Genomic DNA, 12,883 nt, shown 5'->3' with positions numbered 1-12,883 from the left:
TGTTGATTACAAATTACTTATTACAAATTATTTCTTTTCGTTTTCATTTTCGATGGCGGCCTTCACGAATGCTACGAACAGCGGGTGCGGATGCAATACCGTACTGCTGTATTCGGGATGGAACTGGGTACCGACAAACCACTTCAATGCGGGTATTTCGACAATTTCTACCAGATCCGATTCGGGGTTTATACCCACACACTTCATACCTGCTGCTTCGTAGGCCTCCTTGAAGCTGTTGTTGAATTCATAGCGGTGGCGATGACGTTCCTGGATATGCTCGGTACCATATGCCTCGTATGCCTTGCTGCCTTTCTGCAGAACACATTCGTAGGCACCCAGACGCATGGTTCCACCCATATTGGTGATGGACTTCTGCTCTTCCATGATGTCGATGACATTGTGTGGTGTCTTTTCGTCCATCTCGCGTGAGTTGGCATCGGCATAACCCAGTACGTTACGGGCAAATTCGATGGCGATACACTGCATACCCAGACAGATACCGAAGGTGGGGATGTCGTGCGTACGCGCATATTTGATGGCTACGAACTTGCCGGCAACACCGCGTTCGCCGAAGCCTGGACCGATAAGTACGCCTGCCATGCCTTTCAGGGCTTCTGCCACATTCTCGTCAGTCAGCTTTTCACTGTTCACGAAGTCTACCGATACCTTGCGGTCATTGTAGGTTCCTGCTTGTGAAAGGGCCTCGCGGATGGACTTGTAGGCATCCTGCAAGTCATATTTGCCCACCAATGCGATGTGCAGCGGGGCAGTCTCTTCGGCTTTGTGACGGCGTTCGAGGAAAGCGCGCCACGGTCCCAGTCCCGGAGTGTCGCCGACGGGAAGTCCCATTTTCTTCAAAATGGTAACGTCCAGTCCCTGGCTCTGCATCAAGATGGGCACCTCGTAGATGGTAGGCGCGTCGATGCTCTGCACCACGGCATTTTCGTCCACATTGCAGAACAGAGCCACTTTCTTGCGCAGGGTGGTACTCAACTCATGTTCCGTACGCAGTACGAGGACATCGGGTTGGATACCGGCACTTTGCAGTTCCTTTACGGAGTGCTGGGTGGGCTTGGTCTTCAGCTCACCGGCAGCTGCCAGGTAGGGGACATAAGTAAGGTGTACGCACAAGGCGTCTTTTCCCAGTTCCCACTTCAGCTGACGGATGCTTTCCAGATAGGGCAGAGACTCGATGTCACCCACTGTACCGCCAATCTCGGTAATAACAAAGTCGAATTTGTATTTGTTTCCCAGCAGTTTTACATTACGCTTGATTTCGTCTGTAATATGGGGAATAACCTGAATTGTCTTTCCCAGATAGTCACCCCGGCGCTCTTTGTCGATGACGCTTTTGTAGATGCGTCCGGTCGTGATATTGTTGGCCTTGGTGGTCTGGATGCCCAGGAAGCGTTCGTAATGGCCCAAATCGAGGTCGGCTTCGTGGCCATCCACGGTAACGTAGCATTCGCCGTGTTCATAAGGGTTCAGTGTACCCGGGTCGATGTTGATGTACGGGTCAAACTTCTGGATGGTTACCTTGTAACCTCTTGCTTGCAGCAATTTACCGATGGAGGATGAGATGATACCTTTACCTAATGAAGAGGCAACACCACCGGTGACGAAAATATACTTTGTTTCTCCCACAACTATATTATTTTATTAATTGTTTAATCTAATGCCAAGAGCCTATACGGCTTGTCGTTCAGGGTGCGCACTGCTCCCGTCAGTACACGTAGAACTTAAAAAGCGCAAAATTATAAAAAAAAGAGGAAGTAGAGAAAGTTTCGATGAAACAATTATTAAAAAATACGATTTCATCGAAGAAAGTCCTTCTTGCCTTTTTCTTATGGCTTTTCTATGTTTTCTAAACATTTTAAGCTAAATTTGCGCTCGAAACATAGACTTTAGGGCATTATGAAGAATAGACACATTGCATTTTGGTTAATTGCTACGATGATTTCTTCGTCGGTGATGGCACAGAATACGCTGGATACCGCCTCGAAGAACAGTGGACAGGAAACAACTGCCAAAGCCGACACCTTGCCGGATATAATGAAAGAATACATGATTCTGAAATTGAAACCGGAAGGTATGGGGTACAGGCTGGATACTGTTTCCATATTATATGAAAGGTATATCGGAGTGCTGGATTATTTGAATGACCCCACGACTCCGGAGCGTTATATACCTTCCAATCCGAACTACTATAGGTTGTTCCTTCCCCTTACCTATTATTATGCCCCCATGAGACGCCTTTCCAAGGTGGACTGGCATTTCCAGGTGCCTGATACGGTGCCTGCCCTGACGCGCGAGATGTTGCCGTTCGACACACTGAGTTTCACCTCAAAGGACCGAGCCAACAAACTGGTGGACCGTACGCTGCTGAACACGTATGTGAATTGTCCCAATCTGGTTGTAATGACCGAGAAGGAGGTGATGAAAGGGAAGATATTCAAGGATAATATAGAGAAGGAGGTTTCTTCCAAGCCGTCCGTCGTGAAACTGTTTGCACAAGAGAATATGGTGGGAGTGAAGGAGGAAGCCGACGTGATTATCCACAAGCCCAACTGGTGGGTGACGGGTGGAAACGGTTCATTGCAGATTACCCAGAACTATATCTCCGACAACTGGTACAAGGGAGGTGAGAGCACTAACGCCGTGCTTGCCAACCTGCAATTGTTTGCCAACTATAATGACCGTGAAAAGGTGCAGTGGGAAAATCTGCTCGATGCCAAGCTGGGCTTCAGCTCAGCACCTTCCGACGAGTTTCATAACTATCTGGTAAGTACCGACCAACTCCGGCTGTACAGTAAACTGGGTATTCAGGCTGCGTCCAAGTGGTATTATACCATCACGACTGAGTTTAAGACCCAGTTCTGCAATGGCTACAAGGCCAACAGTGAAGAGCTGGTTTCGGCTTTCTTTGCTCCGGCGGACTGGTCAAGCAGTATCGGTATGGACTACAAGTTGAAGAAGCAGAAATTCAGCTTGTCCGTTTTCATGGCTCCGCTGACGTACATGCTGCGCTATGTGGGGAATAAGGGTGTGAATGAAGTGAGTTTCGGTCTTGAGGAGGGCAAGTGCGTGAAGCATAACTTCGGTTCGCAGATACAGCCTACACTTTCGTGGACCATCATTCCTTCCATTACGCTGGATTCCCGCCTGGACTTCCAGACCAGTTATGAGTGGACGCGTATCGAATGGGAAAACACGGTGAACTTTGTGCTGAACCGCTATCTTTCCACCAAGCTCTATGTGCACGCCCGCTATGACGACAGTGCCAAGCCGACGGAAGGGGACAGCTATTTTCAGGTAAAAGAATTGCTCAGTTTCGGTATCAATTATAAATGGTAAATAAACAAATGGTCTGTTCGGAGTGAACAGATTATCTGTTTTGGTTAGTCAGACGGTCTGTTTTTCCTTGACAGACCGTCTGTTTTTTGTCTTTTTGTAGTCTGTGGCAGGTGAAAAAACATAAAAACATAGAAAAAGCACGTTTACGAACACAGAAAATGCATAGGAAAGGTTTGCAGTTCACAAATAATGCGTAAATTTGCCGCGATTTGTAATGCACACTTTGCAAAATGGCGAATACTATAAAACATCAAGGTATTGTGGAAAACATAAACGGTTCTCATCTCCAAGTGAGAATCATCCAGACTTCAGCGTGCGCTTCGTGTAGTGTCAAGGGGCATTGTACCTCTGCGGATACGAAAGAGAAACTTGTCGATGTGGCCGATGCCAATGCCGCATCCTACCAGCCCGGTGACCGTGTATGGGTGACGGGCGAACTTTCAATGGGAGTGATGGCAGTTCTGTTTGCCTTTATATTTCCTTTCCTTATTCTGATAATCTCACTGTTTGTCTTTATGGCTATCTGGAATGACGAGCTGCGTTCTGCACTTTGTTCGCTGGCACTTCTTATACCTTATTATTATATATTGTGGCTGAACAAGTCGCGGATGGGTAAGAAGTTCTCATTCTCCGTACGACCGATGAACTAACTAATAATAAAACAAATAATTAATAAACAACTAATTTATGAATGTAATTCTGATTGCAGTGATTTCATTGGGAGTTATAGCGCTGGTATCGGCCGCTATTCTTTACGTGGCTTCCAAGAAATTCGCCGTGTATGAAGATCCGCGGATTGCCCAGGTAGCAGAGGTGCTTCCCCAGGCAAATTGCGGTGGATGTGGTTACCCCGGTTGTAGCGGATTTGCAGATGCTTGCGTAAAGGCAGGTTCGCTGGATGGTAAACTTTGTCCGGTGGGTGGACAGCCCGTCATGACAAAGATTGCCGAGATTCTGGGCTTGGATGCCGCTGCTGCCGAACCTATGGTTGCGGTGGTGAGATGTAATGGAACTTGTGCCAACCGTCCTCGTGTGAACCAATACGATGGCGCCAAGAGTTGTGCCATTGCGGCTTCTCTCTATGGTGGTGAAACGGGTTGTAGTTATGGCTGTCTGGGATGCGGCGACTGTGTGGCTGCCTGCCAGTTCGATGCTATCCACATGAATCCGGAGACCGGACTTCCCGAAGTGGATGAGGAAAAGTGTACGGCTTGTGGAGCTTGTGCCAAGGCTTGTCCGAAATCTATTATTGAAATCCGTCCTCAAGGCAAGAAATCACGTCGTATTTACGTACAGTGTGTAAACAAGGACAAGGGGGCCGTAGCACGCAAGGCTTGTACCGTGGCATGTATCGGTTGCGGCAAGTGTGTGAAGGTTTGTCCGTTCGAGGCTATCACGCTGGAAAACAATCTGGCTTACATTGACCCCAATAAGTGTAAATCCTGTCGCAAGTGCGAGGAAGCTTGTCCGCAAAACACAATCATTGCCCTCAACTTCCCGCCGCGCAAACCGAAGGCTGACGATACAGCTCCCCAAGTAAAGGTTGCAGTTCCTAAAGCTGAGGTTGAGACTCCTAAAGCAGAGGTTTAGACTTCCCAAGTTGAGGTATGAATTAATAAAGTAAATAAACGACTAAAAATACAGAATTGTATGTTGAAGACATTTTCAATTGGTGGAGTCCATCCACACGAAAATAAACTTTCAGCACATCAGCCTATCATCAAGGCAGAGATTCCGGCCAAGGCCGCTATCTTGCTGGGACAGCACATCGGTGCTCCTGCCAAGCCTATCGTTGCCAAAGGTGATGTTGTGAAAGTGGGTACAAAGATTGCCGAGCCCGGCGGTTTTGTATCAGCAGCCATTCATTCGTCTGTCAGCGGGAAAGTCGCTAAGATTGACACGATTGTCGATGCCAGCGGTTACGCCAAGCCTGCTATATTCATTGACGTAGAAGGGGATGAATGGGAAGAATCCATTGACCGTTCCGAAACGTTGGTGAAGGAATGCAGTCTGACCTCCGAGGAAATCGTGAAGAAAATCGCTGATGCCGGTATCGTAGGTCTGGGCGGTGCATGCTTCCCTACGCAGGTCAAGTTGTGTCCTCCTCCTGCATTCAAGGCAGAGTGTGTCATCATCAACGCCGTAGAGTGCGAACCGTATCTGACTGCCGACCATCAGCTGATGCTGGAACATGCGGAAGAAATTATGGTAGGTGTATCCATTCTGATGAAGGCGGTAAAGGTGAACAAGGCATTCATCGGCATTGAGAACAATAAGCCCGATGCCATCCAGCTGATGACGAAGGTTGCTTCCAGCTATGCAGGTATCGAGGTGGTACCCTTGAAGGTACAATATCCGCAGGGTGGTGAAAAGCAGTTGATTGATGCTGTCATCAGTCGCCAGGTTGCAGCCGGTGCGTTGCCTATCTCCACGGGAGCTGTGGTGCAGAATGTGGGTACCGCATTTGCCGTTTACCAGGCCGTACAGAAGAACAAACCTCTGTTTGAGCGTGTCATTACCGTGACCGGTAAGTCGTTGGCAAAGCCGTCCAATTTCCTGGCACGTATCGGTACGCCGATGAAGCAGCTGATTGAAGCTTGCGGCGGTTTGCCCGAAGATACGGGTAAGATTATCGGCGGTGGCCCGATGATGGGTAAAGCTCTGGTAAATACGGATGTACCGACAGCCAAAGGAAGCTCCGGTATTCTGATTATGAACGAGAAGGAAGCCAAGCGCGGCGAAGTACAGCCTTGTATCCGTTGTGCCAAGTGCGTGGGAGCCTGCCCGATGGGGTTGGAGCCGTATCTGCTGGCTACCGTTTCGGCCCACGGAGATTTTGAAAGAGTAGAGAAAGAAGACATTATGTCGTGTATAGAATGCGGTTCATGCCAGTTCACTTGTCCTTCCAACCGTCCGATGCTGGATTATATCCGCTTGGGTAAGGGTAAGGTAGGAGCGATGATCCGTGCACGTCAAGCTAAAAAATAACGAAGTATGAATAAATTAATCGTATCCCTTTCGCCCCACGTTCACGGCGGTGACAGCGTGAAGAAGAATATGTACGGTGTGCTTATCGCATTGATTCCGGCATTCCTCGTTTCGCTTTACTTTTTCGGACTGGGTGCGCTGATTGTTACGGCAACTTCCGTAGCAGCCTGCTTGTTCTTTGAATGGGCCATCGGCAAATTCCTCATGAAAAAAGAGACCACAACCATCACCGACGGCTCTGCCATCATTACCGGTGTGTTGCTGGCCTTTAACCTGCCTTCCAACCTGCCCATCTGGATTATCATCCTTGGTGCCTTGTTTGCCATCGGGGTAGGCAAGATGTCCTTCGGAGGTTTGGGTTGCAATCCCTTTAACCCTGCACTGGCAGGACGTGTATTCCTGTTGCTTTCATTCCCCGTGCAGATGACGACATGGCCGGCTGTAGGCCAGTTGACAGCCTATACGGATGCCACGACGGCTGCTACGCCGCTGGCTATTATGAAAGGTGTCATCAATGGTGCTCCGGGCATGTCCCTGAGCGACCTTCCGGGAGCTTTCGACCTTCTGATAGGTAATAATGGAGGATGTCTCGGTGAGGTGAGTGCTTTGGCGCTGCTGCTTGGTTTGTTCTACATGTTGTGGAAGAAAATCATCACCTGGCACATTCCGGTATCTATTCTGGTGACGGTATTCGTGTTCTCCGGTATCATGTATCTGGTCAATCCGGAACTTTATGTATCCCCGGTCGTACAGTTGTTGTCCGGTGGTCTGATGCTGGGTGCTGTCTTTATGGCTACGGACTACGTGACTTCTCCGATGAGCCACAAAGGTATGCTGATTTATGGTGTTTGCATCGGCCTACTGACTGTCATCATCCGTCTGTTCGGTGCATATCCGGAGGGTATGTCGTTTGCCATTCTGATTATGAATGCGTTCACTCCGCTCATCAACACCTATGTTAAACCTAAACGCTTTGGGGAGGTAGCGAAGAAGAAATGAAAAAGTTAGAATCATCCTTGAAGAATATGTTGCTGGTACTTACGGGCGTTACCGCAATCTCCGTAGCGTTGCTGGCTTATGTAAACGAATTGACGAAGGAGCCCATTGCGCAGGCCAATGCAAAGACCTTGAGCGATGCCGTAAGTGCGGTGGTTCCGGGCTTCGACAATGACCCCATTGCCGAGAAGAAGATGCAGGAAGTAAACGGAGTACAGTATTCTGTATATCCTGCCACCAAAGGTGGAGAATATATCGGAGCTGCTGTGGAAGCTGTTGCCATGGGTTTTGGCGGTGAGCTGAAAGTGTTGGTCGGTTTCGATGCTGAAGGCAAAATCATCGACTACTCCTTGTTGTCGCATGTGGAAACTCCGGGGTTGGGTTCCAAGGCTGCCGACTGGTTCAAGAAAGGCAATAAAGGTGACATCACCGGCATGAATCCGGGTGAAGCTGCATTGACAGTGAGCAAGGACGGTGGTAAAGTAGATGCCATTACAGCGTCTACCATCACCTCACGTGCTTTTTTGAATGCAGTGAATGCGGCTTATGCTGCCTATGCCGGTCAGGAAACTGCCGACGGCACTACCGGCGCTACTCAAAAGAATGTTGAACAACCTGCTGATTCCGCAGCTCCCGAAGCTGTGGATACACTCAGCGCTAAATAAGAAAGGAGTAGAAGATATGAATAATTTTAAAGTTATGATGAACGGGATTATCAAAGAGAATCCTACGTTTGTACTCCTGCTGGGTATGTGTCCTACACTGGGTACCACTTCCTCTGCCATTAACGGTATGGGTATGGGACTGGCTACAATGTTCGTGCTGATATGTTCCAATGTGGTGATTTCTGCCATCAAGAATCTGATTCCCGATATGGTGCGTATCCCTTCATTCATTGTAGTCATAGCATCATTTGTGACACTGTTGCAGATGATAATGCAAGCTTACGTTCCTGCATTGTACGCCACACTGGGCCTGTTCATTCCGCTGATTGTTGTAAACTGTATCGTATTGGGACGTGCCGAGGCATTTGCTGCCAAAAACAATCCGGTGGCTTCCTTGTTCGACGGTCTGGGCATGGGCTTGGGCTTTACCATTGCACTGACATTACTGGGTGCCGTGCGTGAGTTCCTGGGAACCGGCAAGATATTCAACTTGAGTATCCTTCCTGAAGAATACGGCATGTTGGTATTTGTCCTTGCTCCGGGTGCATTCATCGCATTGGGCTATCTCATTGCTTTAATCAACAGTATGAAGAAGAATTAATAATGAAAAATTAAAAATGAAAAAATTGAGAACGTATCGGCGGTAGGCTGCCGGGCTTTTAATTTTTAGTTTTTAATTCTTAATTTAATGATTATGGAATATATATTGATATTTATCTCGGCAATCTTTGTAAACAACATCGTATTGTCGCAATTCTTGGGAATTTGCCCGTTCTTGGGGGTTTCCAAGAAAGTGGAGACTGCATTGGGCATGTCGGCAGCGGTGGCATTCGTGCTCACCATCGCCACTATCGTGACATTCCTTATTCAGAAGTATGTGCTCGACGCTTTTGATTTGGGCTATTTGCAGACTATTACCTTTATCTTGGTGATTGCCGCATTGGTGCAGATGGTAGAGATTATCCTGAAGAAAGTTTCTCCTTCTCTGTATCAGGCCTTGGGCGTGTTCCTGCCGTTGATTACTACCAACTGCTGTATTCTCGGTGTGGCTATCCTTGTTATCCAAAAAGATTATGATTTGCTGACGGGAGTGGTTTATGCATTCTCCACGGCACTTGGTTTCGGCTTGGCACTGACACTGTTTGCAGGCCTGCGCGAGCAAATGAGCCTGGTTAGTGTACCGAAAGGTATGCAGGGTACTCCGATAGCTTTGATTACTGCCGGACTGCTGGCAATGGCATTCATGGGCTTTTCGGGGGTTGTGAAGATTTAAAGAAGAAAAAACGGAAATAAAGTGGAAGGGGGATAAACTAAAATTTATCCCCCTTTTTCTGTTTTTATTAATTTATTTCCTTACATTTGTGGCGTATTGATAACCTAAAAGCTAAATTATCTATATTTAATATGAAAGGGAAAATCTTAGTTACGGGTGGAACCGGTTATATTGGTTCTCACACGGTGGTGGAACTTCAAAACGCAGGTTATGAAGTTGTTATTATTGATAATTTGTCAAACTCCAGCGCAGATGTTGTAGATAACATAGAGAAGGTATCGGGCATCCGCCCTGCATTCGAGGAATTGGATTGCTTGGATTATGCCGGTCTTGACGCTGTGTTTACCAAATATAAAGGCATTAAAGCCATCATTCACTTTGCGGCCAGCAAGGCTGTGGGTGAATCTGTCCAGAAACCGTTGCTTTACTATCGTAATAACCTGGTTTCACTGATAAACCTGCTGGAATTGATGCCGAAGCATGGAGTGGAAGGTATCGTATTCTCTTCTTCCTGCACAGTTTACGGCCAGCCGGACGAACTTCCGGTAACGGAAAAGGCACCTATTAAGAAAGCTGAGTCTCCGTATGGAAACACGAAGCAAATCAATGAAGAGATTGTACGTGATACGGTTGCTTCCGGTGCTCCGATAAACGCCATCTTGTTGCGTTACTTCAACCCGATAGGTGCACACCCCACAGCATTGCTGGGAGAGTTGCCTAACGGTGTACCGCAGAACTTGATTCCTTATCTTACCCAGACCGCTATCGGCATCCGTGAGAAACTGAGCGTGTTTGGTGACGATTATGATACTCCCGACGGTTCTTGTATCCGCGACTTCATCAATGTAGTCGATTTGGCCAAAGCACACGTAGTGGCTATCCGCCGTATCTTGGAGAACAAGCAGAAGGAAAAAGTGGAAGTATTCAATATCGGTACAGGTCGTGGACTTTCCGTATTGGAACTGATTAATGCTTTCGAAAAGGCTACCGGTGTAAAACTGAACTATCAGATAGTAGGGCGGCGTGCCGGTGATATTGAGAAGGTATGGGCAAACCCGGAATTGGCAAACAATGAACTGGGTTGGAAGGCAGAAACAAGTATTGAAGATACTTTACTTTCTGCATGGAAATGGCAGTTGAAGCTTCGTGAAAGAGGTATTCAATGACAAACTTTGAATTTGTGTTTTTTAACAAATAGGCAATAAACAAATGCCTCCCCGCATTTGTTTATAATGTGCAAATCAGCCTGAAGCTGTTTATGTATATGTGAATATCCGTAACTAGTACGTATGCCTCCCCGGCATAGACAGGTAAGATTGCATAGTAGTTTTGTCGTGTTTTATTTTGTGTTTGTGTTGTGAATAAGCCTTGTCGAGAGACAAGGCTTATTTTTTGTATATTATATACAGAATCTCTGTTGTCAATTCAGTGTTTTTTCATAAGATGGGTAGGCAATTCCTTTTTCTTACTAATTGTTAACTGACGTTATCATGTCTGTAACAATTTGTTCCAATTGTAGTATTAATCGTTCAAAATAGTCTTTTTTGTTCAAAAAATGCTATACACGGTAACAACTACATGCAAATTGTTTATACATTTGCGTTGTTGTTTATGTAACTATTGGGATGAACAAACCATAGCTGACAAACGTTAATAGGTACGAGTACATAGCTGATGAAAGATGCGACTTGGCTGACTTGTTAATGAGGATACACGCGACTTACAACTTAGTATTGGGAAAAATAATTAAGGAAATATAGAATAAAAAGATTGCTTATGTCACAGATTGTCGGACATATCTCACAGGTAATCGGGCCTGTAGTAGACGTCTATTTCGAAGGAACGGAGGCAGAAATGATGTTGCCGAGTATTCACGACGCACTGGAAATAAAAAGGTCGAACGGCAAAAGACTGATTGTAGAGGTACAGCAGCACATTGGTGAAAACACGGTGCGTACTGTTGCTATGGACAGTACGGACGGCCTGCAGAGAGGAATGACAGTGCATCCGCTGGGAGGCCCCATCACCATGCCGATAGGTACACAAATCAAAGGCCGCCTGATGAACGTAGTGGGCGACTCTATCGACGGCATGAAGGAGTTGGACCGTACCGGTGCTTATCCCATCCATCGCGACCCCCCTAAGTTTGAAGATTTGACTACCGTACAAGAGGTGCTTTATACAGGCATCAAAGTTATTGACTTGCTGGAACCATATAGCAAGGGCGGTAAAATCGGTCTGTTTGGTGGCGCCGGTGTAGGCAAGACGGTGCTTATCCAAGAGCTCATTAATAATATTGCGAAGAAGCAGCACGGCTTCTCTGTGTTTGCCGGTGTAGGAGAACGTACACGTGAAGGCAACGACCTGCTGAGAGAAATGATTGAATCCGGCGTTATCCGTTACGGAGAAGAATTCAAGAAAGGTATGGAGGAAGGCCATTGGGATTTGTCCAAAGTAGATTATGACGAAGTGGCCAAATCACAAGTGTCTTTGATATTCGGTCAGATGAACGAACCTCCCGGTGCGCGTCAGTCCGTGGCATTGTCTGGGTTGACGGTGGCCGAGTCCTTCCGTGACATGGGAGCGGAGACGGACGGTCCGCGTGACATTCTGTTCTTCATTGATAATATCTTCCGTTTCACCCAAGCCGGTTCCGAGGTTTCGGCCTTGCTGGGCCGTATGCCTTCTGCCGTAGGCTATCAGCCGACACTGGCAACGGAAATGGGTGCCATGCAGGAGCGTATTACCTCTACAAGAAACGGCTCCATCACTTCCGTGCAGGCTGTATATGTGCCTGCCGATGACTTGACGGACCCGGCACCTGCCACAACGTTTACCCACCTCGATGCCACCACGGTGTTGAGTCGTAAGATTACTGAACTTGGTATTTATCCTGCTGTGGACCCGTTGGAATCTACTTCACGCATTCTCGACCCACACATCGTGGGGGTAGAACACTACGAAGTGGCACAACGTGTAAAACAAATATTGCAGCGCAACAAGGAATTGCAAGACATTATCTCCATCCTTGGTATGGAGGAACTCTCTGATGCCGACCGTACGTTGGTGAACCGTGCACGTCGTGTGCAGCGTTTCCTTTCACAGCCGTTTGCCGTTGCCGAGCAGTTTACGGGTGTCCCAGGTACAATGGTTTCCATTGAGGACACTATCAAAGGCTTCAAGATGATTCTTGACGGAGAGGTGGACTACCTGCCCGAACCTGCTTTCTTGAATGTGGGAACCATTGAAGAAGCCATTGAGAAGGGTAAGAAACTACTGGAGCAGGCAGGGGGAAAAACGATTAAAAATTAAAAGTCTGGGAGCTTTGATGATGAAAAAGTTGCATTTGAATATTGTTTCACCGGAGAAGGAACTCTTCAACGGGGAAGTGGAAAGTGTTACATTGCCGGGCACTATGGGCTCTTTTTCTATCCTGCCGCAGCATGCACCGATTGTATCATCGTTGGGAACGGGGAAATTGATTTACGCAACGGACGGTGAGGAACATGAGTTGGATATTCAAAGCGGATTCGTGGAGATGAGTAACGGAAGGGTTGCCGTCTGTATAGAACAGCAATAGGCTATTAAAAAATTAAAAATTAAA

The 12,883-nt window shown here is 47.2% G+C and carries 12 protein-coding genes; 11 read left to right on the top strand and 1 reads right to left on the bottom strand.

The window, feature by feature from the left end; genetic code table 11:
* Nucleotides 1–27: 27 nt before the first annotated feature.
* A complete protein-coding gene (locus DWX62_RS05215; RefSeq protein WP_005829157.1) occupies nt 28–1,647 on the bottom strand; it encodes a CTP synthase in 1,620 nt (539 codons plus the stop codon).
* Between the two features lie 270 nt (nt 1,648–1,917).
* Here DWX62_RS05215 and DWX62_RS05205 point away from each other — a divergent pair, with 270 nt between their 5' ends.
* The 11 genes from DWX62_RS05205 to atpC all read left to right on the top strand — a co-directional run bounded on the left by DWX62_RS05205 (nt 1,918) and on the right by atpC (nt 12,859).
* Nucleotides 1,918–3,357 (top strand): DUF3078 domain-containing protein, encoded by a 1,440-nt coding sequence (locus tag DWX62_RS05205; RefSeq protein ID WP_008663544.1) that lies wholly within the window; start codon nt 1,918–1,920, stop codon nt 3,355–3,357.
* 230 nt (nt 3,358–3,587) lie between these two features.
* Nucleotides 3,588–4,007, top strand: coding sequence for a SoxR reducing system RseC family protein (locus tag DWX62_RS05200; RefSeq protein WP_005836985.1), 420 nt, complete (start codon nt 3,588–3,590; stop codon nt 4,005–4,007).
* Between the two features lie 37 nt (nt 4,008–4,044).
* Nucleotides 4,045–4,947: a Fe-S cluster domain-containing protein gene (locus tag DWX62_RS05195; RefSeq protein WP_005836987.1), complete on the top strand. Its 903-nt coding sequence runs from the start codon at nt 4,045–4,047 to the stop codon at nt 4,945–4,947.
* Nucleotides 4,948–5,007: 60 nt separating this feature from the next.
* Nucleotides 5,008–6,345 carry an electron transport complex subunit RsxC gene (gene rsxC, locus DWX62_RS05190; RefSeq protein ID WP_005829145.1) on the top strand — a complete coding sequence of 446 codons (1,338 nt, stop codon included), beginning with the start codon at nt 5,008–5,010 and terminating at the stop codon, nt 6,343–6,345.
* A 6-nt stretch (nt 6,346–6,351) separates the two neighbouring features.
* Nucleotides 6,352–7,344, top strand: a complete 993-nt coding sequence (locus DWX62_RS05185) for an RnfABCDGE type electron transport complex subunit D (RefSeq protein WP_005829143.1) — start codon at nt 6,352–6,354, stop codon at nt 7,342–7,344.
* On the top strand, nt 7,341–8,006 hold the full coding sequence (locus DWX62_RS05180) for an RnfABCDGE type electron transport complex subunit G (protein ID WP_005829140.1): 666 nt from the start codon (nt 7,341–7,343) through the stop codon (nt 8,004–8,006). The genes DWX62_RS05185 and DWX62_RS05180 overlap by 4 nt, the downstream gene beginning before the upstream one ends.
* Before the next feature lie 16 nt (nt 8,007–8,022).
* Nucleotides 8,023–8,607: an electron transport complex subunit E gene (locus DWX62_RS05175; protein WP_005829138.1), complete on the top strand. Its 585-nt coding sequence runs from the start codon at nt 8,023–8,025 to the stop codon at nt 8,605–8,607.
* Nucleotides 8,608–8,700: 93 nt separating this feature from the next.
* On the top strand, nt 8,701–9,279 hold the full coding sequence (rsxA, locus tag DWX62_RS05170; RefSeq protein WP_008663551.1) for an electron transport complex subunit RsxA: 579 nt from the start codon (nt 8,701–8,703) through the stop codon (nt 9,277–9,279).
* A 131-nt stretch (nt 9,280–9,410) separates the two neighbouring features.
* Nucleotides 9,411–10,445, top strand: a complete 1,035-nt coding sequence (gene galE, locus DWX62_RS05165) for a UDP-glucose 4-epimerase GalE (RefSeq protein ID WP_005836990.1) — start codon at nt 9,411–9,413, stop codon at nt 10,443–10,445.
* A gap of 610 nt (nt 10,446–11,055) precedes the next feature.
* Nucleotides 11,056–12,591 (top strand): F0F1 ATP synthase subunit beta, encoded by a 1,536-nt coding sequence (gene atpD, locus DWX62_RS05160; RefSeq protein ID WP_005829130.1) that lies wholly within the window; start codon nt 11,056–11,058, stop codon nt 12,589–12,591.
* 19 nt (nt 12,592–12,610) lie between these two features.
* Nucleotides 12,611–12,859 carry an ATP synthase F1 subunit epsilon gene (atpC, locus tag DWX62_RS05155; RefSeq protein ID WP_034523421.1) on the top strand — a complete coding sequence of 83 codons (249 nt, stop codon included), beginning with the start codon at nt 12,611–12,613 and terminating at the stop codon, nt 12,857–12,859.
* Nucleotides 12,860–12,883: the final 24 nt, after the last annotated feature.

The sequence above is a fragment of the Bacteroides sp. AF20-13LB genome, assembly GCF_003603065.1.
GTDB classification, from domain to species: domain Bacteria; phylum Bacteroidota; class Bacteroidia; order Bacteroidales; family Bacteroidaceae; genus Bacteroides; species Bacteroides uniformis.
Note: the sequence above shows the minus strand (reverse complement) of the source record. Positions and strands in the feature narration are given on the sequence as shown.